The organism is Geothermobacter hydrogeniphilus, assembly GCF_002898515.1.
GTDB lineage: Bacteria > Desulfobacterota > Desulfuromonadia > Desulfuromonadales > Geothermobacteraceae > Geothermobacter_A.
This window is the reverse complement of sequence record NZ_PPFX01000021.1, coordinates 26,333-51,819: the sequence shown is the minus strand read 5'-3', so window position 1 is coordinate 51,819 and position 25,487 is coordinate 26,333. Positions and strand designations below refer to the sequence as shown.

24 protein-coding genes are annotated in these 25,487 nt (G+C 60.4%); all 24 read left to right on the top strand.

Annotated features, from left to right (window positions below; translation table 11 throughout):
- The first annotated feature begins 73 nt into the window (after positions 1–73).
- Complete coding sequence (locus C2E25_RS10205; protein ID WP_103115641.1) at positions 74–523, top strand: hypothetical protein; 450 nt, start codon at positions 74–76, stop codon at positions 521–523.
- A complete protein-coding gene (locus C2E25_RS10200; protein ID WP_146032943.1) occupies positions 523–1,317 on the top strand; it encodes a hypothetical protein in 795 nt (264 codons plus the stop codon). Before C2E25_RS10205 ends, C2E25_RS10200 begins: the two co-directional genes overlap by 1 nt.
- On the top strand, positions 1,314–2,417 hold the full coding sequence (locus C2E25_RS10195; RefSeq protein ID WP_103115639.1) for a right-handed parallel beta-helix repeat-containing protein: 1,104 nt from the start codon (positions 1,314–1,316) through the stop codon (positions 2,415–2,417). Before C2E25_RS10200 ends, C2E25_RS10195 begins: the two co-directional genes overlap by 4 nt.
- Positions 2,418–2,480: 63 nt before the next feature.
- The gene (locus C2E25_RS10190) at positions 2,481–3,383 is read left to right on the top strand and encodes a PhnD/SsuA/transferrin family substrate-binding protein (protein WP_103115638.1); all 903 of its coding nucleotides are present in this window, start codon (positions 2,481–2,483) and stop codon (positions 3,381–3,383) included.
- Positions 3,384–3,387: 4 nt separating this feature from the next.
- Positions 3,388–3,939, top strand: coding sequence for a hypothetical protein (locus C2E25_RS10185; protein WP_146032942.1), 552 nt, complete (start codon positions 3,388–3,390; stop codon positions 3,937–3,939).
- Between the two features lie 2 nt (positions 3,940–3,941).
- Entirely contained in the window at positions 3,942–5,015 is a 1,074-nt protein-coding gene (gene yedE, locus C2E25_RS10180; protein WP_103115636.1) for a YedE family putative selenium transporter, read from the top strand.
- A gap of 19 nt (positions 5,016–5,034) precedes the next feature.
- Positions 5,035–5,349, top strand: coding sequence for a pyrroloquinoline quinone biosynthesis peptide chaperone PqqD (gene pqqD, locus C2E25_RS10175; protein WP_103115635.1), 315 nt, complete (start codon positions 5,035–5,037; stop codon positions 5,347–5,349).
- Entirely contained in the window at positions 5,342–6,346 is a 1,005-nt protein-coding gene (locus C2E25_RS10170; RefSeq protein ID WP_233189398.1) for a GeoRSP system radical SAM/SPASM protein, read from the top strand. The genes pqqD and C2E25_RS10170 overlap by 8 nt, the downstream gene beginning before the upstream one ends.
- A gap of 27 nt (positions 6,347–6,373) precedes the next feature.
- Complete coding sequence (locus C2E25_RS10165) at positions 6,374–7,318, top strand: SPASM domain-containing protein (protein WP_103115634.1); 945 nt, start codon at positions 6,374–6,376, stop codon at positions 7,316–7,318.
- A gap of 103 nt (positions 7,319–7,421) precedes the next feature.
- Positions 7,422–8,585 (top strand): aminotransferase class V-fold PLP-dependent enzyme, encoded by a 1,164-nt coding sequence (locus tag C2E25_RS10160; RefSeq protein WP_103115633.1) that lies wholly within the window; start codon positions 7,422–7,424, stop codon positions 8,583–8,585.
- Between the two features lie 12 nt (positions 8,586–8,597).
- Positions 8,598–8,876: a hypothetical protein gene (locus C2E25_RS10155; RefSeq protein ID WP_085009867.1), complete on the top strand. Its 279-nt coding sequence runs from the start codon at positions 8,598–8,600 to the stop codon at positions 8,874–8,876.
- Between the two features lie 74 nt (positions 8,877–8,950).
- A complete protein-coding gene (locus C2E25_RS10150) occupies positions 8,951–10,267 on the top strand; it encodes a PhoH family protein (RefSeq protein ID WP_103115632.1) in 1,317 nt (438 codons plus the stop codon).
- A 102-nt stretch (positions 10,268–10,369) separates the two neighbouring features.
- Positions 10,370–11,389: a tRNA (adenosine(37)-N6)-threonylcarbamoyltransferase complex transferase subunit TsaD gene (gene tsaD / locus C2E25_RS10145; RefSeq protein ID WP_103115631.1), complete on the top strand. Its 1,020-nt coding sequence runs from the start codon at positions 10,370–10,372 to the stop codon at positions 11,387–11,389.
- Between the two features lie 7 nt (positions 11,390–11,396).
- A complete protein-coding gene (locus C2E25_RS10140; protein WP_103115630.1) occupies positions 11,397–11,876 on the top strand; it encodes a DUF2062 domain-containing protein in 480 nt (159 codons plus the stop codon).
- Positions 11,876–12,673, top strand: coding sequence for a 16S rRNA (adenine(1518)-N(6)/adenine(1519)-N(6))-dimethyltransferase RsmA (gene rsmA, locus C2E25_RS10135; protein ID WP_103115629.1), 798 nt, complete (start codon positions 11,876–11,878; stop codon positions 12,671–12,673). Before C2E25_RS10140 ends, rsmA begins: the two co-directional genes overlap by 1 nt.
- A 50-nt stretch (positions 12,674–12,723) precedes the next feature.
- Positions 12,724–13,617 (top strand): peptidylprolyl isomerase, encoded by an 894-nt coding sequence (locus C2E25_RS10130; RefSeq protein ID WP_103115628.1) that lies wholly within the window; start codon positions 12,724–12,726, stop codon positions 13,615–13,617.
- 171 nt (positions 13,618–13,788) lie between these two features.
- Positions 13,789–18,498 (top strand): NAD-glutamate dehydrogenase domain-containing protein, encoded by a 4,710-nt coding sequence (locus tag C2E25_RS10125; protein ID WP_103115627.1) that lies wholly within the window; start codon positions 13,789–13,791, stop codon positions 18,496–18,498.
- A gap of 180 nt (positions 18,499–18,678) precedes the next feature.
- Positions 18,679–19,275, top strand: a complete 597-nt coding sequence (locus C2E25_RS10120) for a flavin reductase family protein (protein ID WP_103115626.1) — start codon at positions 18,679–18,681, stop codon at positions 19,273–19,275.
- A gap of 457 nt (positions 19,276–19,732) precedes the next feature.
- Complete coding sequence (gene panB, locus C2E25_RS10115) at positions 19,733–20,539, top strand: 3-methyl-2-oxobutanoate hydroxymethyltransferase (protein WP_103115625.1); 807 nt, start codon at positions 19,733–19,735, stop codon at positions 20,537–20,539.
- Between the two features lie 115 nt (positions 20,540–20,654).
- Positions 20,655–21,506, top strand: a complete 852-nt coding sequence (panC, locus tag C2E25_RS10110; RefSeq protein ID WP_103115624.1) for a pantoate--beta-alanine ligase — start codon at positions 20,655–20,657, stop codon at positions 21,504–21,506.
- Positions 21,507–21,543: 37 nt separating this feature from the next.
- Positions 21,544–23,199, top strand: coding sequence for a pyridoxal-dependent aspartate 1-decarboxylase PanP (panP, locus tag C2E25_RS10105; RefSeq protein WP_103115623.1), 1,656 nt, complete (start codon positions 21,544–21,546; stop codon positions 23,197–23,199).
- Positions 23,196–24,482, top strand: a complete 1,287-nt coding sequence (locus C2E25_RS10100) for an amidohydrolase family protein (protein WP_103115622.1) — start codon at positions 23,196–23,198, stop codon at positions 24,480–24,482. The genes panP and C2E25_RS10100 overlap by 4 nt, the downstream gene beginning before the upstream one ends.
- Before the next feature lie 87 nt (positions 24,483–24,569).
- Positions 24,570–25,028 carry a SoxR reducing system RseC family protein gene (locus C2E25_RS10095; RefSeq protein ID WP_103115621.1) on the top strand — a complete coding sequence of 153 codons (459 nt, stop codon included), beginning with the start codon at positions 24,570–24,572 and terminating at the stop codon, positions 25,026–25,028.
- A complete protein-coding gene (smpB, locus tag C2E25_RS10090) occupies positions 25,018–25,470 on the top strand; it encodes an SsrA-binding protein SmpB (RefSeq protein ID WP_103115620.1) in 453 nt (150 codons plus the stop codon). The genes C2E25_RS10095 and smpB overlap by 11 nt, the downstream gene beginning before the upstream one ends.
- The last annotated feature ends 17 nt before the right edge of the window (positions 25,471–25,487 follow it).

Here is a 25,487-nt window from a genome sequence, read left to right as displayed (position 1 = left end):
TGGTACGTTCCTTGCTGACTGATTCGCTGTGTTTTCCTTTCCTCTCCGACATAAATGGATCCTGTGCCTGCTGTTGTTCACCGGTCTGCTGTTGCCCGTTGCCGGTGACGGCTGTTTCGGCTCCAAGCTGTTTATCGGCCTGGATGGTTCCGTCCGCCAGGAAACCCTGTACGCTCTGGTCTCGATCTACATCAAGGAAAAAACCGGAACCGAGACGGTCGCGGTGTATCTTGACGGAGCGACTCCCGCCGAGGCTGTGACCAAGGACAGGGCCGACCTGGTTTTTTGCGAGAACATTCCCCCGGCCGGCCGCGTGGTTTTCAAAAAAGAAGAGATACCCTTCATTGTCAGCGGCGAAAGACCGCAATCCGACCTGCAGTTCACCCTGGTGATTCCCGCCCTGAAAAAACTTTCCGGGCTGTTGCCGGCGGATGACTTTTCCTCCCTGGTCCAGGCCGTCGCGTCCGGTGCGCCTCCTCTTGCAACCGCGCGTGAGTTTCTCGACTCCCGAGGGTGGCTGTAGTGCGTTTTCTTTATCTGGCATTTCTCCTCCCGCTGCTTATTTCCTGCGCTCCACCGCCGTCACCACGGCTCTACGCCCCGCCCCCGCTACCGCGGCTCTCCGGCGTCATCCACGGCCAGGTGGAGGTTTCCGGAGAAATGGTCCTGGCCGATGACCTGCGTATACCTGCCGGGAGCAGCCTGACTTTCGCTCCCGGGTCGCTGGTCTGGGTGCGTCCTGCCGAGTCAACCAAGATCTTTCCGGAATATCTCTCCAGTCTGACCGAGATTCTGGTTTACGGAACCCTGCGGATTTCCGGCAACCGGCAGAACCCGGTCCGCTTTCTCCCGCTGCAGCCGATCGACCCGGTCGCTGACGGTGATCCGTTGTGGGCCGGCATTGAACTGTTGCCCGGCGCGGTTGCGAGTCTCTCCGGTTTCGAACTGCGGCGTGCCGATGTCGGTCTTCTCGTTCAGCAGGCCGAGGTCAGCTTCTCCGGCGGCCGCTTGACCGGTTGTCGGTACGGACTGCTGCTTCAGGAGGGTTCACGGCTGACGGCTGAAAGGATGGATGTCCGACAGGGGGAGGTGGGGCTGTTCTGTTCCGGTGACGCGGTACTGGCTCTGTCCGACAGCAGCTTCAGCCTGATGGATGAAGAGGGGCTCTATCTCGACCGACAGTGTACGGTCCGTCTGCGTCAGGTTGTTTCCCGTCGGAATGATGTCGGTCTGGTCGCGGTTGATCACTTCCGGCCCGGTCTGACCCTGGTCGACAATCGTCTGCCGCGGCTCTATCTCGGGGGAGGGGCGCCATGACCAGACTGCTGTGCCTGGTGCTGCTGCTGGCCTCCTGCCTGCCTGCTGCTGCCGAAACCCGCTACAGCGGTGAACAGACACTGTGGCAGGATACGGTCTGGTCCGGCGATGTTCTCATCGACGGAATCCTGACGGTTGCGCCCGGGGTCCGGCTGGAAATCCGCCCGGGGACAGCGGTCCGGTTCACTTTTTTCGACAGTAACGGCGACGGTCTGGGAGAACATGAAATTTTCATCCAGGGGCGTTTACTGGCCCTTGGCACGGCCGAGCAACCGATCCTGTTTACCTCCGCGGAGGCCGTTCCCCGTCCCGGAGCCTGGGGTGCCATCAACATGATGGCTTCGGAAGATGACAACCTGCTGCGTCACTGCGTTGTCGAATATGCTTATCGCGGTTTTCATGCCCATTTCGGCAAGGGGCGCATCGAGGACAGCCTTTTTCGTCGCAATCTGCGTGCCTTCCAGTTTCAGGATTCGACGGTCAAGGTCAGTCGTTGCCAGGTGCTTGACAATTTCAACGGACTGCAGTTCCGGGACGCCACCGTGGTCCTGGAGCAGTGCCGGATTACCGGTGGCCAGTGGGCAATCCGCGGCATCTACAGCGATCTGACGCTGACCGGGTGCCTGATTGAAAACAACCGGATCAATGCCGTCAGTCTGCGCGAGTCAACCCTGGTTGCCGAGGCCAACAGGATCGCCGGCAACCGCCGGGGGATCTTTCTTCAGCGCGGCAAGGGGACCCTGCGCGGCAACCGGATCGTAGGCAACGCCGAGCATGGCACTTTTTTTGAAGACTCCGAGGTGATTCTGCGGGACAATCGGATCACCGCCAATGGTCGGGCCGGGATCCGCTGGCTTGACTCGCAGGGTGTGATCGCCGGCAATGACCTGTCCGGCAATGGTGAATACGCCCTGATGAACGATGGCAGCGGCGATCTGCAGGTCGGGTCCAACTGGTGGGGCTCGGTCGACGAAAAGCGAATTGATCAGTTGATTCGGGACCGGCGTGATCGACCGGAAACGGGGCTGGTCCGCTATGCGGCTCCCCTGTCCGGGAAACCTTCGGCAGGGACGACCGCAAAACGACTGTTGCCGGAATAAACGCGTTCGCCGCTCTTGCGTGGAATAGACCCCGAGACGGGCTGAGTGAGGATTGTTTTCTTTATGCGAAACATCATTTTTTGTCTTTTCGGCCTGCTCTGCAGCGTCCTGCTGAGTGGTTGCCAGCAGACTGCCGACCAGGGACCGGTCTACAAGATCGGTTACATGAACTGCAACAGTGAACAGGAAACCCGTCTGCGATTTGCCCCGTTGACGCGCTATCTGAGCGAGAAAGTTGGTGTCCGGTTCGAGATGGTGCCGGTGGACACCCAGGATTTCGAGGATCGCTTCAAAAAAGAAGAGTTCGCCTTTACCCACACCAATTCCCTGTTGTACCTGATCCTGCGCCAGGACCATGACCTGCAACTGGTGGCCACTGAAAAGCGCGGCCAGTTCGGAGCGCGGACCGCCGGAACCATTATTTCCCGCAAGGACAGCGGTATCCGCACTCTGGCCGACTTGAAAGGGAAACGGATGATTTTCGGGCCCCAGCTCGCTCCGTCAGGGTACCTGGCCCAGTACGACCTGATGCTCAAGGCCGGGATTGACCCGGAAATGGATCTTTCCTATTACGCCATCCCGCACGGGTCTTTCAAACATGAGAAACTGATCTACGCCGTCTATTTCGGTGCCTATGATGTCGCCGCCGCCCCGGCGCTCGACCTTGAGGTCATGACCCGCGAAGGCAAGATTTCTGCCGATGATTTCCAGATCGTGGCCCAGAGCCCGATCTTTCCCTACTGCACCTTCGGTGCCGCCAAAGGGGTTGATCCCGATCTGATGAAACGGTTCCGTGAGGCACTGGTCTTGCTTACACCCGAGGACACCGTTGACTACAACGGCGAACAGGTGAAGGTTCTCAAGTCCGCCTGGGTTGACGGATTCGAACAGTTGCTCGACAGCGATTATGACATCCTGCGCGGTATGGCCAAACGGGCCAACATGCCGCCTTACCAGGAGTTCTAGAGAGGTGAACAGGCTATTGCAGGATCGTTTTGATCGTTGGCATGTCCTGGTGCTGCTGCTGACCACTCTCGGTGCCGCGGCGTTGCTGTTGACCGCCGGCGGTGGTGGCGATGCCGCCGCGCGCAGTGAGCTCAACCGCCAGTTGGAGCAGGATGTCGCCTATCGTGCCCGGATTGATTTCCTGCAGGATCTCTATCGGCCGGTGTTGGACCTGGAAAAGTCCGGCGCCCGCCAGCAGGCGCTGCTCAAGCTGGAGGAAATCGGCCGGCGCTACCCCGGTGAAGGTTACGGTTTCATTATCAAGGGGCGCATCCTGCTGCAGCTGGACGCTGTCGAAGAAGCCGTGGCCAATTATGTTGAGGGTGTCAGGCTCAACGGCGATTTTGCCGACAGGCAGGGAGCCTTTTCCGCCTGGAACGAGATCGATCAGCTGGTCAGCAAGCAACTTCCCAGCTTTTCTGAGAGAGCCCGAACCCACCCCGACAACGCGTCTCTGAAACGGGTTCTGAACAACCTTCACTATCTGCAGAGCCGCCTGGCGGGAGGATGCGAATAGTCATGCCTGTTTTTGACCGCCACTTCTGGATTGTCGTTGTTGCCGGCGGCCTGCTCGGACTGATCGGGGTTGGCCTGGCCGTACTCGGCAATCCGCAGAATTCAGGAATCTGCATCTCCTGTTTCCTGGAAAACAGCGCCGGGGCCCTGGGACTGCACGGCAACCAGCGGATGCAGTATCTGCGGCCGGAATTGATCGGTTTCGTTCTCGGTGCCGTTTTCAGCGCTGCGGCCGGCCGTGAATTTCATTCCCGCGGGGGCAGTGCCCCGTTGCTGCGATTTCTTTCCGGGGTCTTCCTGATGATCGGCTGCGGCGTTTTTATCGGTTGTCCGATCAAACTGTTTCTCCGCCTGACGGCCGGTGATCTGACTGTTCTGAGCGGATTGGCCGGTCTGATTGTCGGTGTCTGGTTCGGTCTGAAAGGGTTGGCCGGGGGCATCCATCTCGGGGGGGGGCGTCAGGATCCGCGCGGGGCGAGCGGCCTCTGGGTACCGTTGTTTTTCCTGCTGCTGCTTTTTCTGCTTTTGCTGCAGCCCGGGTTCATCCTCTTTTCAACCCGCGGCAGTGGTGCCCAGCATGCTCCGCTGCTGCTTTCCCTGGCCGCCGGCCTGCTGCTCGGCGGTCTGGCCCAGCGCAGCCGGTTCTGTATCACCGGCAGTGTCCGCGACACCTTTCTCATGGGGCGGCGTACTCCCCTGATCTGGGGGCTGGCCGCTTTTATTCTGGCAGCTGTCGGCACCAACCTGGCTGCCGGGCGCTTCCATCCCGGATTCTACGGCCAGCCCGGTGCCCATCTCGACTATGCCTGGAGTTTTCTCGGCATGCTGCTGGTCGGCTGGTTGTCGGTCCTGATCGGTGGTTGCCCTTTCCGCCAGTTGATCAAGGCCGGAGAGGGTGATGCAGACGCCGGGCTGGTGGTGATCGGCATGCTGCTTGGAGGAGGGCTGGTGCAGGCCTGGGGCCTGGCCGGCACGGCGGCTGGTGTTCCTCTTTACGGCAAGGTGGCCGTTCTGGTCGGCCTGGCCTTTGTTGCCGCCAATTCGCTGCTCTGGAGAGAACGGGTGGCGGAAGCCTGAATTGATTGAAGGAGCGATCGTGAACAGACCACAACGTAATACAGCCATTGTCTGGCGGCATGAAGCCGGACGGGAGCGGGAACTCCTGGCCGCTCAACAGCAGGGCGAGGACATCTCCGAAGGTGGAACAGTGATCCTGGTCCACCAGGGAACCATGCACCAGCTCAATCTGCTTGGTGGGGAAATCTGGTTGCGTTGCGACGGAGAGCGCAGCCTGGAGCAGATTATCAATGAGCTGGCGGGCGAATATGAGGTCGACCGGGGTGAACTGGAACAGGATGTCCGCGACTTTGTCGCCGACCTTGAACAGCGGGGGTGGCTGATCGATGGCTGATGCAAACATGGGCCTGCTTTCGGCCCCGCTGACATTCAACTGGACTCTCTCCTACCGCTGCAATTTCAGCTGCAGCCACTGCTACAGTCGCGAAGAGCAGGCGGCCGAGCTGGGGACCGCCGATATCAAGCGTATCGTCGACATCCTGGCAGCCAAGAAAATCCCGTTCATCAATTTCGGTGGTGGCGAACCGCTGATTCGGGAGGACCTGTTCGAGATCGCCGCCTATGCCGCTGAACAGGGGCTGAATGTGTCGATGAACTCCAACGGCTGGCTTGTCGATGCGGACAACGCGTCCCGGCTGGCCGCGGCCGGATTCAAGAGCGTCGGCATCAGTATCGACAGCGCCGAGGCGTCCCTGCACGATGAATTCCGCTGTATGCCCGGTTCCTTCGTGCGGGCCGTTGCCGCCCTTGACCACCTGCGCCGGGCCGGCATCCGTACCACCATGAGCGCGGTGATTTCGCGCATCAATTACCGGAATTTTCGGGATATCCTCGACCTTGCCCGGGAGCATGATGTCAGCCAGGTCTACCTGCATAACTTCAAGTGCAGCGGCCGCGGTTTCAAGAATCGTGAAGAACTCGATCTTGATCCGGGAGAGTGGAAAGCCTTTTATCTTGAGGCTCTTGAGGTCAAGAACAGCACTGATACCCCGGCGATTTCCTTCGACGACCCGGTGATCGCCTCTCTGCCCGGTTACGATGCCGACCCCCTGGTCAAGGGGAGCAGCTGCGGCAAGCTCTCCCTGCACCTGCGGCCGAACGGGGATATCACTCCCTGCGGGTTTATTCCGCTGGTGGTGGGAAATATTCTCAACCAGGATTTCGACGAAATCTGGAACGGTTCCGATGTGCTGCAGAAAATGCGGAACAAGGAAGCCAGGGGCAAATGCGCCGGCTGCTCTTCCTACGGTGACTGCCTCGGTGGCTGTACGGCCCGCGCCTTCGCGACCACCGGCGATTTCTCCGAGCCCGATCCACATTGCTGGAAATGATCGGGACAGCGAACCCGATGTCTTGATATGGCAGCTCTCGATCATCTCGACGCGCCATTGCGCATGACCTGGTTCCTTGATGACCGTCTCGCCCCGGCGCGGCAGCTCCTGCTCGCCGAACGGCTGGTCGAGGCCGGGCTCTTTGAGCTGACCCTGACCGGTCGCCCCCTCAGATGCCCGGTGCTGGGTGAAATTCTCGAGATTCTTGCCGGGCGCGGCATGCAGGTCAGCCTGGTCGTCACCGCTGCAGACAGGGGCCTGCTGCCCGTGACCGGACGGCCGCCGGCGCGGGTGTTGCTCGACCTGGGCCCTGTTTCCGGTGCCGTCGTTCCCGACTGGCAGGGGATTGAGGGGGATGTCCAGTCGCTGCGCGAGGCAGGCTGCCTTCCCGGCCTGCAGCTGCTGCCGCTGCGTTCCTCGATCAGATTGCTGCCCGATTTATTCCTGCTGGCCACCGACCTGGCTGTGGATCAGGTTCTCCTGCCGAACGTGCCGTTGGCCGATTTTTCCGGTGAGGATCCAGGCCCCCAGCTGCTGCGGGCTGAAGACCTGGAGTCTTTTGCCGGGTTCTGGGGCAGGGTCGACCCCCGACCGCCGATTCCGTCCGGGCTGGTGGTTCATGATCTCTTTCTGTGGGAGATCCTCTGTCCCGGTCAACGTCGCGACCACTACAGCGGCTGTCAGGCCGGCAACAGCCTCGGGCATCTCGATGCCGCCGGCATTCTCTATCCTTGTTCTTCCTGGAACCAGCCGCTGGGGTCTTTGTTTGATGCCGCGATCACCGATCTCTGGCAACGGGATCTGCGTCGTTCCATACGGGATGACATCGCGCGTCAGCCCGATGCGTGCAACGGTTGCCGTGTCTACGCCCGCTGTCTGGCCGGATGCCGGGGACTGTCGCGTGCTTTTGCGTCTGAAGCGGATGAATGCCGGGGACGAGATCTGATGTGTTCCGGTCGCAGAGAATCGTGATCGGAACCTGTTTCGCGTCTGCTGAAATTCCGGTTTCCCGAATTCGATATTTTTGCGTTTTTCCAATGGTCAGGGCGCGGCAAATCCATTATGATGCAAACCGATGAGTATTTATCTCGATAACGCGGCGACATCATTCCCTAAACCCGAATCGGTCTATCGTGCCGTCGAACGCGCCATGCGGCATGCGGGAGGCAACCCCGGTCGCGGAGGTCATCGTTTTTCTCTCGACGCCGGTCGTGAGGTCCTGGAAACGCGCGAAACACTGGCGCGTTTTTTTGCTGTTGAGGATGCCGCCCGTATTGTTTTTACTTCGGGCGCCACCGAGGGAATCAACCTGGCGCTGTTCGGTCTGCTGCAACCGGGCGACCGGGTTGTGACCACCAGCATGGAGCATAATGCCCTGATGCGGCCGCTGTATGCCCTGCAGCAGCGCGGCATCGAGGTCGAACAGGTGAAGACCGGCCGTGACGGGATTGTTGACGTCAGCGATCTGCAGCGTGCCTGCCGGGTTCCGACCCGACTGCTCGCCATCGGCCACTGTTCCAATGTCAGCGGCTCCATCCAGCCGCTGGAGACGATCATTCCCTGGTGCCGGGAACATGGCATTCTGACCCTGGTGGACGCCGCTCAGAGCGCCGGTCATCTGCCGCTTTCAGTCAACCGCCTCGGGGTTCATCTGCTGGCTGTCCCCGGGCACAAGGGGCTGCTCGGCCCGTCCGGCACCGGGTTTCTCTATGTTGACCCGGAACTGCGACTGGAGCCGCTGCTTTACGGCGGAACGGGCATCAATTCGACCATGCGGACCATGCCCGAAGATCTGCCCGAGCGTCTGGAGGCCGGGACGCTGAATGTTCCCGGCCTGGCCGGTCTGCGGGCAGGTGTCGAATATCTTCAGCAGCAGGGTCCAGAGCGGCTCGAAACCAGCCTCAATGAGTTGGTGGAACGATTGCTCGCCGGACTTGAAGCTGTTCCCGGTGTCACCCTCTACGGTCCGGCGCGGGGAGAGCGGCGCGGCAATGTCGTGTCCTTCAATCTTGCCGGCATGGATCCGGCTGAAGTCGGTTATCGCCTTGAACAGCAGTTTGGCATCTGTGTCCGGGTTGGGCTGCACTGCGCCCCCGATGCTCATCGCAGCCTCGGGTCGTTTCCGGGTGGGACGGTCCGGGTCAGCCCCGGCATCTTCACGAGTCCGGAACAGGTTGAGAAGCTGCTGACGGCGGTTGCCCTCCTGAGTGACCCGTCAGCCCGCAACGAAAACGGATAAAGGAGTCATGTGATGCGAAAAGTCTTCTGGATATTGCCCCTGTTGCTGCTGGTTTTTGCCGCCTGCTCGTTGCCGCCTGACAAACCGGTCACCCGCGCCGAGCTGATGAAGACCCGGATCTACAACGACTACGTGATCGAGGAGTCTCCCGAGCAGGTACTCAACGCTCTCAACCGGGACGGTGAGGTGGTGCTCAAGAGTAAACGCAATATTCCCGGCAAGAATTATCCCGTTCACCTGAAAATCCTTGCCACTTCGGATGGTCTTGAAGTGGTGGATTACGATCGCTGAAGTCCGACCCGGCTGTTCACCTCAGTGCGTTCGGGGCCTCTGGTTCGGTTGCAACCCTCGGAGAATCGGAATCGATGAAAAAAACCTATATTCTCGACACCAATGTCCTGCTGCATGATCCGCAGGCCATTTTCAAGTTTGAAGACAACAACCTGGCGATTCCGATTACCGTCATCGAAGAGATTGACAGCTTCAAGAAGAATCTCAATGAAACAGGTAGAAATGCCCGCCAGTTCTCACGTTTTCTTGACGCTCTTCGTAAAAATCACAGCCTTACCGAGGGGGTGCCGCTCGAATCCGGGGGCAACCTGACGGTTGAGCTCTACACTGAAGAGGCCCTCAAACGGCTGCCGCCCGAGCTGCGCAGCGACCGGGGGGACAACCGTATTCTCGCCGTGGCACTGAAATTCAAGGAGCGGCTTGACGGTCCGGTTGTCTTTGTCACCAAGGACACCAACCTGCGTATCAAGGCCGACGCCATTGGCTTGACGGCCGAGGATTACGAATCGGACAAGGTGTCCATCGACGAACTTTATACCGGTGCCACTGAAATCCTGGTCGGTAAAGAACAGGTCGATGATTTCTATGCCCACGGATTTCTCGAAATCGATTGTGAATGTCGCGCCAACCAGTTCGTGACCCTGGTGGATGAAAGCAATCCTTCCCACACCGCGCTGGCCCGTTACCAGTGTCCGCTCAATCGTCTTGTCGCCCTGATTCCCACGCCCAAGGAAGGTCTCTGGGGCATTCACCCGCGCAATCGTGAACAGCAGTTCGCTTTCGACCTGCTGCTCAACGATGATATCCAGCTGGTCAGTCTGATCGGTATGGCCGGTACCGGCAAAACCCTGCTGGCTCTGGCGGCCGGCCTGCACATGGCCGCCGACGAGGATCACTACAACCGGCTGCTGGTTTCCCGTCCGGTTTTTCCGCTTGGCCGTGATCTCGGTTTTCTGCCCGGAGATGTCGAGGAGAAGCTGGCTCCCTGGATGCAGCCGATCTTCGACAATATCGAGTTGCTGCTCGGTTCGGTGGACGAAGGGGGCAAACGGAAGCGCGGCTATCGTGAGTTGGTCGACATGGGTCTTCTCGAGATCGAGGCGCTGACCTATATCCGCGGCCGTTCGATTCCCAACCAGTACCTTATTGTTGATGAATCGCAGAACCTGACCCCCCACGAAATCAAAACCATCATCACCCGTGCCGGGGAAGGGACCAAGGTTGTTCTCACCGGAGATCCCTACCAGATAGATAATCCGTATGTCGATTCGTCCAGTAATGGTTTGACCTACGTGGTGGAAAAGTTTAAAGACCAGGATGTCGCCGGGCATATCACCCTGCAGAAGGGAGAACGTTCCTGCCTGGCGGAATTGGCGGCGAACCTGTTGTGAATCTGCCGGCGGTCAGGTGCCTGAAGAATCCTCGTCAGCGTCCCCCCTGGTTGGTGCCGCCGTTCATGTCTGACTGCTGATTGCCGGATACCTTGACTTGCCATGCTGTTGCTCTGTATCGAAAGTTCATGCGATGAGACCGCCGCCGCCGTTGTCCGTGACGGCCGCGAGCCGCTGTCCAGCGTCATCGCCACGCAGATCGATGTCCATGCCCGCTACGGCGGCGTGGTGCCCGAGATCGCCTCGCGCCAACACCTTGAGGCAATCAGCCCGGTGATTGACCAGGCGCTTGAGGAGGCCGGCTGCCGGCTGGACAATATTGAAGGGCTGGTGGTTACCCGCGGTCCCGGGCTGGTCGGCGCGTTGCTGATCGGGGTCTCGGTTGCCAAGGCGCTGGCCTGGTCACGGCAGTTGCCGCTGATCGGGGTGCATCACATCGAAGGGCATATCCTGTCGCCGTTGCTTGAGCGTGAGATTGCTTTTCCCTACCTGGCGCTGGCTGTTTCCGGCGGGCATACCCACCTTTACCGGGTCGACGGTATCGGACGCTACAAGATCCTTGGTCGGACCCTGGATGATGCCGCCGGCGAAGCGTTCGACAAGGTTGCCAAGCTGCTTGGACTCGGCTATCCCGGCGGCGCGGTGATTGACCGTCTGGCCGGCGAAGGCGATCCGCAGGCGATCCGTTTTCCGCGACCGATGCTGAACCGGGACAACCTCGACTTCAGCTTCAGCGGCATCAAAACCTCGGTGATGAATCATGTTCGCAGCGCCGGCGACCTGAGCGAGCGGCAGGTCCGGGATGTTGCTGCCGGATTCCAGGCGGCGGTGGTCGAAGTTCTGACCGCCAAGACGTTGCGGGCGGCCGAAGAAGAGAACCTGGAACGCATCGTGGTTGCCGGCGGAGTCGCCTGCAACAGCGGCCTGCGTCACCGCTTTGCCGCCGAGAGCGGCGCGCGCGGGATGAAGGTCGATTTTCCGAGCCCGGCTCTGTGCGGGGATAATGCCGCGATGCTCGGTGTCGCCGGAGACTACTACCTGCGCAACGGTGCGCGGGCGTCACTTGATTTGAATGCCGTGCCGGTCTGGCCGCTGGACCAGGCCGCACCATTGATGGCATGAGGGGCTGATGTATCGCAGGTGGGGGTTTGTCAGACTGCTCAAACTGCTCCTGATTCGTTTTGTCAGGCTGCAGGGTACGCCGAACGAGATCAGCCGCGGGGTTGCCCTCGGTATCGCCATCGGTATGACCCCGACCTTCGGCTTCCAGATGGTGATCGCTGCATTTTGGGCCTGGGTTCTCAAGGAGAGCAAGGTTGCCGCCATCCTCGGGGTCTGGATCACCAATCCGCTGACCGCGCCGTTTATCTATGCCCTTGAATATGAAACCGGTCGCACCATGCTCGGCATGGACTATGTTTCCCTGCCGCATGAACTGACTTTTGCCACCCTCAGCAACCTTGGATGGCAGGTGATTCTGCCGCTCTGTGTCGGCAGCCTGGTATGGACCGTATTCAGCTGGTTTGCCGCCTATTACCTCTGCCTCAAACTCGCTCCGATGGCCAAGCGTCTACGGGTGCCCCGCTGGCCGAGAAAGCCCACATCCTGATGTCTGTCAATAACGGCCACCGCGCCAAGAAACGGTTCGGCCAGAATTTCCTGCGTGACCGCCACGTGATCGGGGAAATCCTGGCCGCGGCCGAGATCGAACCCGGCGACCGGGTTCTGGAGATCGGTCCCGGGCTCGGTGCCCTGACCGATGGACTGCTGCGGGCCGCCGGCGAGGTTCTGATCATGGAACTGGATCGCGACCTGCTGCAGCGCTGGCAGCAGCGGCCGGAACCCAATCTGAGGATTCTGGCCGGAGACGCCCTCAAGCTCGACTGGCCGCAGTTGCTTGAACCCGCGCCGGTCAAGCTGGTTGCCAATCTGCCGTACAATATTTCCAGCCAGGTCATATTCAAAATTCTCGAACACCGGCATCTGTTTTCGCGACTGGTGCTGATGTTCCAGAAAGAGGTCGGTGAGCGTCTGCGCGCCGCGCCGGGCTGCCGTGATTATGGCATCCTGTCGGTTCTTTGCCGGCAGTGGTTCGATATCCGCCGGGTTGTCAAGGTTCCGCCCCAGGCGTTTAGACCGGCTCCCAAAGTTGATTCGGTGGTGTTGCGGTTCGATCCGTTGCCCGCGCCGCGGGTGGTTGTCGACCAGCCGGAACTGTTTCTGCGGGTGGTCAAGGGAGCCTTCGTTCAGCGCCGGAAAACCCTGCGCAACAGTTTGCTCGCGGCCGGTTTTGAAGCCGGGCCGCTTGATGCCGCCCTGCAGCGCAGCGACATTCTGCCGACCCGTCGCGGTGAAACCCTCGATCTTGAGGAGTTCGCCCGCTTGACCCGTAACCTTCAGGCCTGAGACAGACGCGCCGCCGTCCAGGTCATCACTCTTTTCAGGAGTTGTTATTTATGAGTTCAACCGAACAGGTCGTCGCCCGTGTCAACGGCACCCCCATCAATCGATTTGACCTGGATAATGCTATCCAGGGCTATGCCATGGAACAGCATCGCAAGACCATGGACCAGCTCGACGCCGACCAACTCCGGGAGGCCGAGGATTTTGCTCTCGAAAAACTGGTTGCCCGGGAATTGATATTCCAGGAAGCGATGGCCGGCGGTTTCGTCGCTGATGAACAGACCATCGAAGAGGAGCGGCAGAAGATTGTTGCCAACTTCCCCAGTGAAGAGGAGTTTGCCACAACCCTGGCCAAGGCCGGGCTTGATAGTGAATCCTACCGCCGTATGCTGCGCCAGGATGTGACAGTCAACCAGTTCTCAGAACAGCAGATCATGGACCTTCCTGAACCGGATCTGGACGCGGTCGAGTCCTTTTACCGGGAGCATCCGGAACAGATGATTCGCCGGGGCAGGGTGCGCGCCTGCCACATTCTGGTCAAGGCCGCTGCAGCTGAGCGGGATCAGGCGCTGGAAAAGATCGAGCAGCTTCGCCGGCAGGCTACGGCCGACAACTTTGCTGACCTGGCCCGACGTAGTTCCGACTGCCCGAGTGCCACCGGCGGTGGTGATCTCGGTTATTTCCGCCGTGGTGACATGGTCGCCGAGTTCGAGCAGGCGGCCTTTTCGCAACCGGTCGGTGAAGTTGGCGCGCCGGTGGAAACCCAGTTCGGTTTCCACCTGATCATGGTCCTCGACCGCGAAGAAGACCAGCGGATGAGCCTCGACGAAGCCCGTCCGCAGATCGTTCGTTTTCTGCAGGGCCAGGCGGGAGCGGAAAAATTGCGTGCCTGGGTCGAACAGTTGCGCGACAAGGCGGTGATCGAACTGAACATCGCTGCGGATTGAGCGAACCCGGTCTCTTTTCATCCGGGGAGGCGGCTCGTTGCCGTCTCCCCGGAGCCTTTTTTTTTCTGACGTGCTTGTCAATGCCCTGCTCATGATCTAAACTCCCAAAATGACTGGTAATTATCCAGCCAGTATGTTTGTCTACGCCCTTCATCCGGCCGGGAGCAGATCATGAAGACTATCGTCGATTCACAAGGACATCGTTTGCCGCAACAGCAGATCGAAGAGAAAATTTCCACCGCCCTGATGCTGCTCTGTCAGCGCCGGCCGGAGCGGGCCGATCAGTTGCGAACGCTCGCCGGAATCCTGCGGGATCACACTCCGCTGAGTTTCTTTGTCACCCCGACAACCGACCGCCTGGCAGAATGGGTTGAACAGCTTGATCGTTTTCTCGCCCGGCGGGACTCCCGGGTGATGGTGGACTGCTTCTCGCTGGCTCCGGGAGACCGTTCTTTCCTGGTGACCAACACGCCCGATGTTCCCTACCTGCTGCACACCGTTCAACTCTGTCTTTCCCGTCTCGAAGTCCGTTTCCAGGTTGTCTGTCACCCGATCATCTCGGTTCGCCGCGAGGGGGGAGACATCGTGCGTCTCGGTCCCGCGGGCAGGGATGGCGATGCTGAATCACTGATCGTCATTGAACTGGAAGATATCGGCTGTCGTGACATTCCTGACCTGATGAAGGAGGTGCGTCGCCGGCTTGAACTGGTCCTGCTGGTTGCGGCTGATGACCAGACGTTGCGGCAGCAGCTCAGTGCCGTCGGTCATTGTCGCTCCGCCAATCATGATTTCTGGTCCTGGCTTGAGCAGGGGGCGTTTCTGCCCCTGTCGTACAAAAGGCTCAGACTTTCCGGCAGTGGTGATGCCATGGAAGTGCTTGAAGAAGCCGACAGCGCTCTCGGCATTCCGTGGAAAATGGTTCAGGTTCGCAGTGGAGAATCCCTTTCCCTGAGTGAGCTTCCGGGACGCTTCCAAAGCAGAATTCATCGTCCGACGGCCGAAGTGGTGGAGGAAAGCGACCGCCGCAGTCCCATCTTCCGGGATGAACCCCTGGTCTATGTCGGTTGCCGGGATGGGTCGGTCGAGCATGTTTTCCTCGGCCTTTTTGTTCCTGAAGAGCTGGAGAAGCCGACCCTCGGCATTCCCGCGCTGAAGAACCGGATGGCGCAGGCCTTCGACCAGCTCTGTATCCCCGCCGGCAGCCATGATTACCGTAAAATCACCGAGATCTTCAATTCCTTCCCCAAAACCGAGATGTTTTTCATGGCTGACGAGGAGTTGTTCTGCCTGGTCCGCTCGTTCACCCAGTTGTACCGCCATGCCTCGGTCAAGGTTGTCCCGGCTCACAGCCTGGCGGTACGCGGGCTGACGCTGATGATGATCATGCCGCGTGATTTTTACACGCCGCAGAACATGAGCCGTATGGAGAAATATCTCAAACGCTTTTTCAGCGCCGACGGCGTCGTGACACGCGTTATTCACATGTCCAAGTCCTACCTCAGCCTGCATGTCAGCATCCAGAAGGAAGATTTCGACATCGCCTTCGATGCCGGCAGGCTGGAGCGCGGATTGACGCGTCTTGCCCGCCCCTGGGATCTGTGTCTGGAGGACCTGCTCGATCGACGTTTCGAAACGTGTCGGCGTGATCAGTTGCTGGAACGCTATCGGGACGCATTCCCGATCGAATACCGTCACCTGACTCACCCGCGCTTCGCCCTGCGTGACATCCAGGCCATAGAGCAGCTCTTCATCGACGGCGAAGATTCCTTTGCCCTGTGGGGGCCGCTGCGCGACCCCGAGGAGTTCTTCCGTCTGCAGTTCTACAGCCTTCGGCAGAGCTACCTCAACGAGTTGATGCCGTTCCTGGAAAATCTCGGTGTCAATGTCATCGACGAGGTTGATTTCAGCCTGGTCGTCGATCAGCGCGACGTCTTCATCAAGAGTTTTGCCATCCGCGGCGGCGCGGGAAGTCTGCCGCTCTCACCGCTGCGCAATAAACTGGTCGCCGCCCTGACCGCTCTGCGTCGGGGTGACTTGGAGAATGACTACCTTAATCGTCTGCTGGTTCTCTCCGGCCTCGACTGGAAACAGATCGACCTTTTCCGCGCCTATCGCAATTATTATTTTCAGCTGGGCTCTCCCTACAGTAAGCGGCGGGTGGCCTTCTCGCTGATCAATAATCCGCAGGTGGCAGCACTGCTTTACAATTATTTCGAGGCCCGTTTCAAGCCCGATGTACGTTGGCAGGATCCACTTGAACGGGAAGAACAGGCGCTTTCGCCGATCCGCATGGAGTTGATTGCCGCTCTGCAGCAGGTGCAGGACCCCAATGAGGATGAAATCCTGCGGATCATGTTCAACCTGATCGATTCGACCATCCGCAGCAATTTCTTTCTGCGTCGTGATGCCGAGGACTATTTCCTGGCGTTCAAGATCAGCGCCATCGGCATCATCGACATGCCGGCGCCGCGGCCCCTCTATGAAACCTATGTTCACAGCGCGAAGATGGAGGGCATCCACCTGCGCGGCGGCAAGGTCGCCCGCGGTGGGATCCGCTGGTCCGATCGGCCGGATGACTTCCGCACCGAGATCCTCGGGCTGATGAAGACCCAGATGACCAAGAACGCGCTCATCGTGCCAGTCGGTTCGAAGGGCGGCTTCATCGTCAAGGCACCGTTCAGCACCCGGGAAGAGGGTGGGGCACTGTCGAAGGCGGCTTACCAGACCCTGATGCGCGGTCTGCTTGACTTGTGTGACAACCGGGTCGGCACCAGGGTGGTGCGTCCGCGGGGAATTGTCGCCTATGACGGCGAGGACCCCTATCTTGTCGTGGCCGCCGACAAGGGCACCGCTCACCTTCCCGACACCGCCAACGCGATCAGCTGTGATTACGGTTTCTGGCTCGGAGACGCCTTTGCCAGCGGCGGTTCCAGAGGCTACGACCACAAGAAGCTCGGCATTACCGCGCGAGGCGCCTGGGAGTGCGTCAAGCGCCATTTTCGCGAACTGGGAACCGACATCCAGTCCGAACCGGTGACCGTGGTCGGTATCGGCGACATGGGGGGGGATGTTTTCGGCAACGGCATGCTGCTGTCGAAAAAACTCAGATTGCTGGCCGCCTTCAATCACCTGCATATTTTCCTCGATCCGGACCCCGATCCTGAGGTTTCCTGGGCCGAACGCAAACGTCTGTTCGAGCTGCCGCGTTCCTCCTGGGAGGATTACAACCCGCAACTGATCAGTCGGGGCGGCGGCGTCTTCAGCCGCAGCGCCAAGGATATCCCGCTTTCGCCCGAAGTCCGGGAATGGCTGGGGGTCAAGCACGATTCAATCGACCCCAACGGACTGATCAGCTTGTTGCTGACGGCACCGGTCGACCTGCTCTGGAACGGCGGCATCGGCACTTATGTCAAGGCTTCGGATGAAAAGCACAGTGATGCCGGCGACCGCGCCAATGACGCCCTGCGGATCGACGCCACGCAGTTGCGCGCCCGGGTGATCGGTGAAGGGGGCAACCTCGGCATGACCCAGAAAGCGCGGATCGAATACGCCCTTGGCGGCGGGCGGCTGAACACCGACGCGATCGACAATTCGGCCGGAGTCGACTGTTCCGACCACGAAGTCAACCTGAAGATTTTCCTCCATCACCTGATCACCGAAGGCAAACTCAAGGATGAGCAGCAGCGGGATCGTCTGCTGGCAGAGGTGACGGACGATGTCTGCCGGCTGGTACTGAAAAACAACTACACCCAGAGTCTCTGCCTGAGCATGGACCTGGAGCGTTGCGGAGAGGATGCCGGACCGTTTCTCGATCTTGCCGACCGCCTGACCGATGCCGGTCTGCTTGATCGCAAGGGTGAGGGCCTGCCGAGTGCCAAGCAGGTGATGGCGCGGGCTGACCGCAGCCTGACGAGGCCGGAGTTGTCGATTCTGCTCGCCTACGCCAAGATGCAGCTCTACCAGGCGCTGCTGGAAAGCGATCTGCCGGAAGATGAACTGGCGGGAGACGATCTGAAAAGCTATTTCCCCCCACTGATGCAGAAACGTTTCAGTAAAGAGCTGGCGGGACATCCGCTGGCGCGGGAGATCATCGCCACCGTGGTGACCAACAGGGTTGTCGACCAGGCCGGGGCCTGTTTCTGCGACCGCCTGGTTCGTGGTACCGGCGCGGGCCTGGTCGCCATCGCCCGAACCTACCTGTTCTTTGACCGGCTGCTGCAGGCTGATAATGTCCGGGACTGGGTCTACAGCCGCGACAATCGCATGACGGCCGGACAGCAGCACCAGTTGCTGCGGCTGCTTGAAGGTCATATCGCCGAACTCTGTCGGACGGCACTGGCCGCCGGTTTTCCGATTATCTACAGCCGGCGGCGGATCGCCGCTCTTCGCAAGCAGTTCGTGGAGTACTGTGCCTCTCTTTCCGGAACCGGGACGCTGCCGGTTGAGGTCGAGGACATGCCGCCCGAGGTCGCGGCGGGTCTGACCATGTTGACCGGCCTCGATCATTTTCTGCCGATCGTGGTCCTGGCGGGAGAGGCGAAGAAGCCGCTGCCCGAGGTCGTTGACTGCTACCGGTCGGTGCGGAAAAAACTCGATCTCGATCCACTGCTCGACTGTCTTTCCAGGGTTCCGGTGAAGGATCGCTGGGGACGCCTCGGGCGGGAGGCGCTGCGCACCCAGATCGATGCCCATGTCAGCCGGATTGCCCGCAAGGTGCTGCGGCAGTACGGGGGCCGATCCGCCGAATTCTTCAACGCTCGGCGTCCCCTGATGCAAACCTACCGGGCCCAGCGCAAACGTCTCGGCGCGGCGGTCCCCGACAACCTGCATCCTTTCATGGTCCTGGTCGGCAGCATCAACCGGCTGCTGAGCGAAGCCTGATGGCGTCGCAAAAACTCACCAGCAGCTGCGTTACTGCGTTTGTCTCACTGCTTCAACATACGTAAGTACGCCTCATTGCTCGACAATCGCGCGCCTTGCTGCTGGCGCTTTTTGCTTAGCCAACACACTTGATGCTTTTTTGCGAAAGCATCAAGCCTGATTCCGGCGGAGGTAAAATTAATGCAGAAACGTCAACTGGGCCCCTGTGTCACCTTCTTTCCGCAACCGACCACCCTGGTCAGCAGTGTTGATCATCAGGGGCTGGTCAATGTCATGACCGCGTCCTGGGTCGGCATCGTCAGCAAGACACCGCCGACCATGGCCATCTCTCTGAACAAGGGACGCCTCAGTTACGCCAATATTTGCCAAACCGGCTGTTTTACCGTCAACGCGGTTCCAGCCGACCTGGCCGTCGCGGCTGATTTCTGCGGTATCCGCTCGGGGCGGGATTGTGACAAGCTTGCCGCTGCCGGGCTGAGCCTGACTCCCGGTCTTCATCAACAGGCTCCGCTGATCGAAGAGTCTCCCCTCAATGTCGAATGCCGACTGGTCAGAGAAATCGAACTGGGCGACTATCGGCTGATGCTGGGAGAAATCCTCGATATTCACGCCGTCGAGGCAGCCTTCGATGAACAGGAAACCCTCTCGGTGCCCCCATTTGATCCGTTGGTCTACCTTGGCGGGGTCCGCGAATACTGGTCGTTGGGGGAGAAGATCGCCACGGCCTATCATGACGGCCTGCAAATGGTGCCGGAGGATCTCGACAGAAAGGACTGACAGGCTGATGAAAAACGTCCATCTGCGGTGTTGCCCTCACCCCGCGTCAACGACGTACCTTCCGGTATGCCTTATTCCGTGAGGTTACGGACGCCTTGCATCTGGACATTTTTGCTCAGCCTGGGGGGGACGACTTTTTCAACAACCTTCTAAGGGGTCGATTTCATTTGCTGAATAAAGACATCCGGTTGCGTATACAAAATATTTCCGGATATCAAATTTCTGCTGGACTTGAAAAAAGTCGTTGTGATATAGACTAAAACGCTTTTTGAAACCCGCGACGGGCCCGGAACAGGCTCTGGAGCCGAACAGGTCGCGGGTTTGTGTTTGACAACATACCGCCTGGATCCACGGACCGGGACGGAAGGCACAAGCATTTTGCGGTCACGGATTGTTCGTGGTTACCGTTGCTGCGTCTTTCGGCCCTGCCGAAGGGCGTTTTTTCTTGGAGTAGGCCATGAGCAGGAAACAGACGACGATTCTTGATCTGCAACGCATGAAACGTGAGGGTGAAAAGATTACCGTCCTGACCGCTTACGACTATCCCTTCGCCCGTCTGATGGACGATGAGGGGGTCGACGTTATCCTGGTCGGCGATTCGGTCGGCTCGGTGGTTGCCGGTTACGACACCACCCTGCCGGTGACCATGGACGAAATGGTCTACCATACCCGCGCCGTGGTGCGCGGCAGCGAGAAGGCGCTGGTGGTGGCCGACATGCCCTTCCTCTCCTACCAGGTCGACCTCGCCGACGCCCGCCGCAATGCCGGGCGCCTGATCAAGGAGGGCGGGGCCCAGGCGGTCAAGCTGGAGGGCGGGAGCAACATGGCCGAGACCATTCATGCCCTGGTCGATATCGACATCCCGGTGGTCGGCCATATTGGCCTGACCCCGCAGTCGATTCATCGCATGGGGGGGTACCGGGTCCAGGGCAAACAGGCCGATCAGGCCGAAAAACTGCTTGCCGACGCCCGCGCCGTCGAACAGGCCGGTGCCTGTGCCATGGTGCTTGAGGCGATTCCAGCGTCGCTGGCCAAAGAGATTACCGCCGCCGTCGCGATCCCCACGATCGGTATCGGCGCCGGGATCGATTGTGACGGCCAGGTGCTGGTCATCCATGATATCCTCGGCCTGTGCGAAAAGTATTCGCCCAAGTTCGTCAAGCGCTACGCCGATGCCGCCACCCTGATCCGCGGCGGTATTCGTGACTATATTGACGAGGTCAAGAGCGGCGCCTTCCCGGGGCCTGAGCATAGTTTTAAATAAAAGGCCAGGAGCGGCTAAAGGAAAAAGCCAGGAGCGGCTAAAGGCTAAAGGAAAATCTGCTCCCTTGCCCTTAGCCCTTGTCCCTTAGCCCTTAGCCGATTTCAGACTTTCACTTATGCAAATCATCCGTTCCGTTTCCGAGATGCAGCAGCGCTGCCTGGCCGCCCGCGAGGCGGGGCAGCGGATTGCTTTCGTACCGACCATGGGCTGGCTGCACGAAGGCCATCTCTCCCTGCTGCGTGAAGGGCGTGAGCGAGGGGACCTGCTGGTGCTGTCGATTTTCGTCAACCCGACCCAGTTCGGTCAGGGTGAAGATTTTGAAAGCTACCCGCGCGACCTGAGCCGTGACGCGGCGCTGGCCGAGGCGGTCGGCACCGACATTATTTTCGCTCCGGAGGCCGCCGACATGTACCCGCGCGGCTATGCCAGCTATGTCGATGTCGAGGGGCTGACCGAGGTTCTCTGCGGCGTCAGCCGCCCCGGCCATTTTCGTGGCGTGACCACCGTTGTCACCAAGCTGTTCACCATTGTACAACCGCATATCGCCTTCTTCGGCCAGAAGGATTTCCAGCAGCTGGCGGTGATCCGACGGATGACCCTTGATCTCAACCTGCCGGTTGAGGTGGTGGGGATGCCGATCATCCGCGAGGCGGACGGCCTGGCGATGAGTTCCCGCAATGTCTATCTCTCCGCGGACCAGCGGCGGCAGGCCCTGGTGCTCAGCCGTTCCATCGCCGAGGCGAAACGGCTGGCGGCTGCCGGCGAGAGAGATGTCGCCATTATCCTCGCCGGCATCGAAGAGATGATCCGGGTTGAACCGGAAGCCCGTATCGACTATCTCCAAGTCTGTCATCAATATACCCTGGAGCAGCAGCAGCGGATTGACGCCGACTCGGTGCTGCTGCTCGCCGTTTTTATCGGCGCAACCCGGCTGATTGACAACAGCCCGCTGCTGCCGGAAGGCTGATTGCCGACGTTTCCGGCCCCCCTGGGAAAGACCCGCCATGACCCCGCAAGAAACAGCCAAGGCCAACCTGGAGAACCTCTACCGCATCTTTACGATTCCCGAGGCTCCCGATTCGACCCTCGGGGCCATCGACCAGGCCATCTCCCGGGACGTCGCCGGTTTCCTTCAGGCACACATTGTCGCCCTGGAGCGGAGCCTGGAGGATGTCGAAAGGGACTTCGCCGATCCGTCGATTCCCGAGGAGCCGACCTTCGTTTCCGAATATACCGAATTCATCAAGGAAAAACTGGTTGCCCATTCGGTTCATACCGCCGCCCCGGGATTTGCCGGACATATGACCTCGGCGCTGCCCTATTTCATGCTGCCATTGTCGCGCATCATGACCGCGCTCAATCAGAACCTGGTCAAGGTCGAAACCTCCAAGGCCTTCACCCCCATGGAGCGGCAGGTGCTGGCGATGCTGCACCGGCTGATCTATGCCGAGTCGGACGATTTCTACCGGCGGCGGATGCATGACAGTGTTCATGCCCTGGGTGCCTTCTGCTCCGGCGGCACAATCGCCAACATGACCGCGTTGTGGACCGCTCGCAACCTGCTGTGCGCGCCCCGCGGTGACTTCGGCGGCATCGCTCGCGAAGGATATGCCCGCGCCCTGGACCATCTCGGCTGCCGCGGACTGGCGGTTTTTGTTTCCCGTCGCGGGCATTATTCCCTGACCAAGGCGGTCGACCTGATCGGTCTCGGCAGCGACAACCTGGTCCGGGTCGATACCGATGCCGACAATCGCATCGATCTCAAGTCCCTGCGGCAGCAGATCGTCCGGTTGCGGGACGAGGGAATCAGGCCGCTGGCCATCGTCGGCATCGCCGGCACCACCGAAACCGGCAACGTCGACCCCCTGGAGGGTCTGGCCGATGTTGCCGCTGAGGCGGGATGCCATTTTCATGTCGATGCCGCCTGGGGCGGCCCGACCCTCTTTTCCAGCCGCCATCGCCATCTGCTGGCCGGCATCGAACGGGCCGACTCGGTGACTCTCGATGCCCACAAGCAGCTCTATGTTCCCATGGGGGCGGGGATGGTGCTGTTCAAAAACCCGGCCGCGCTGCGCGCCATCGAGCATCATGCCGCCTACATCCTGCGCGAGGGCTCCAAGGACCTGGGCAGCCATACCCTTGAGGGATCACGGCCCGGCAAAGCGATGCTGGTTCATGCCGGCCTGTCGGTCATCGGCCGCAAGGGCTATGAGCTGCTCATTGATCTCGGCATCGACCGGGCGCGGATGTTTGCCAGCAAGGTCCGCGAACATCGCGACTTCGAACTGATGACCGAGCCGGAGCTGAACATCCTCACTTATCGTTACCTGCCGGACTGGGCGCGGCGGCGGATGGAGTTTGCCGAGGCCGGGGTGCGGCAGGAAGCCAATTCGATTCTCGACCAGGTGATCCGACTGATTCAGAAATACCAGCGCGAGTCGGGCAAGACCTTTGTCTCCCGCACCACTCTGCAGTCGGCCCGCTACGGGCAGCAGAACCTGACCGTTTTCCGGGTGGTGCTGGCCAATCCCCTGACGGACGAAAAGATCATCGACTCCATCCTGAAGGAACAGTGTCGGATTGCTCGCCGCGAAGAGATCCAGGATCTGCTGGATGCCCTGGGAGCGTTGCTCGGGGTTGAGCCGCAGGGGGACTCTTGACCCGGGCCGAGGGCGGGAACTCCCGCATCTACACCGCCCGGTGCCTGCTGCCGATCTCTTCCCCCCCGGTGGCGGGGGGCGCGATGCTGGTGGCCGGGGAACAGATTGTCGCGGTCGGACCCCTGCCCGATCTCCTCGCCGCCAGCGCCGCTGCCGAGGTGGTCGATTTCGGCGACAAGGTGTTGCTGCCGCCGCTGACCAACGCCCATACCCATCTTGAGTTGACCGATTTCCCGTCCTGGGCCGCCGAAGCGGGCGAGGATGAACCGACCGACGCAGAAGATTTCGTTGACTGGGTACTGCGTCTGGTTCGGGTCAAACGGGCCCGGCCTGCGGAAGACTTCGTGCCCGCGATCCAACGCGGCCTGCGCCTCTGCCTGGAATCCGGCACCGGCGTTATCGGTGACATTCTTTCCTTTCATTCGGCGGTTGACGCCTACCGTCAATCGCCATTGCTCGGCAGTGTTTTTTTTGAAACCCTGGGGCGTGACCCGCAGCTGTTCAGTTCGCTGTTGGAAAAGATCGGCAAACGGCTCGACCGTCCGCCCTCGTCCCGTCTGTCAGCCGCCGTGTCGCCGCACGCGCCCTACACCGTCGCCGCTGCACTGCTTCGCCGGGTTTTCGCTCTGGCCGCCGGCCGCAGTTGCCCGGCCGCGATTCATCTCGCCGAATCGCCGGCCGAAAGTGAACTGCTGCGCTCCGGGATCGGTCCGCTGGTCGATAAACTTTACCCTCAGCCCGGTTGGCCACCGCCGTCGCCGTCGGAGTGCGGTCTGTCGCCGGTGGCCTGGCTGGAAGAGCAGGGGGGGCTGCGTCCCGATATTCTGCTGGTGCATGGCGTCCAGGTTGATGCCGGGGACGTCGCGCGGCTGAAGCGGCATGGCTCCGGTGTGGTCCTCTGCCCGCGTTCCAACGAGAAACTGCGGGTCGGTCGCGCTCCGGTTGAACTCTACCGACGGGCGGGCGTTCCGCTGGCGCTCGGCACCGACAGCCTGGCCTCCAACGATTCTCTCTCCATGTGGGATGAACTCGCCGCCGCGCGACGGATCTATGCTGATGCTCTCGACCCGGTCGAACTGCTGTGGGCGGCGACCCTCGGCGGGGCGCGGCTGCTCGGTGTCGATGCGCGTATCGGTACTCTTGAACCGGGGCGGGAAGCACACTTCCAGGTGGTTGATCTGCCGCCTGCCGCCAATCCCTCCGAACTGATCGAGGCACTGGTCGCCGAAGGCTGCCGACAACCGGTGCGGCAGCTCTACCTGCACGGTCGGCCGCAGCTGTAACCGACCTCCATTTTTCTCCCACGAAACAGATGATTCAGGTATAATGCCGTCCGCCCTGCAAACTGGGCAAAGGGTGGAGTCTGAACGATGATGGAAGAAACCGGTACCGTGGTTGAATTGAGGCCCGGCGGCACGGCGATGGTACTCTGCCGCAAGGGCAGCGCCTGTGGGCACTGCAGCGCCGCCGACAAGTGCGAGATGGGCCGCGATTCGGGGGAGCGCCTGGTCGAGACGCGCAACCAGGTTGGCGCGGACGTCGGTGATCAGGTCAGAATCAGTATCAGCAGCCGAACCTTTCTCAAATCGTCCTTTCTGGTTTATATCGTCCCGTTGATCGTGCTGGTCATCGGTGCGGTTCTCGGCGGGCAGGTGTCGGCATTGATCGGCAAAGACCTTGACCCGAACCTGCTGTCCGCCGCCTTCGGTATTGCCGGGCTGGTGATCAGCCTGCTGGTCATCCGCGGTTATAATCGAAAACTTGAGCGTGAACGCTATCTGCCGCGCATTGTCGCCATTCTCGGCTCGGAACAGGATTATGGGCATTAAGGTTGTCGCCAACAACAAGAAGGCCTTCCACGATTACTTCATCGAGGAGAAATACGAGGCAGGGATGGTCCTGCAGGGTACCGAGGTGAAGTCGCTGCGCGAAGCGGCCGTCAACCTGCGCGACAGCTACTGCCGTATCCGCGGGGGGGAAATCTTTGTCGAAAACATGCACATCAGCCCCTACGATTTCGGCAACCGCGAGAACCATGATCCATTGCGCAGCCGCAAGCTGCTGCTGCACGCCGAGGAGATCCGCAAGCTGACCAAGAAGGTTGAGGAGAAGGGGCTCTCGCTGATCCCGACCCGACTCTATTTCAAGGAAGGTCGCGCCAAGCTGGAGATCGGCGTCGCCAGGGGCAAGAAGCTGCACGACAAGCGCCAGACGCTGAAACAGAAGCAGGATGCCCGCGAGATGGCGCGCGCCATCCGCGGCCGCTACTGACACGGATCCAGGGAAAC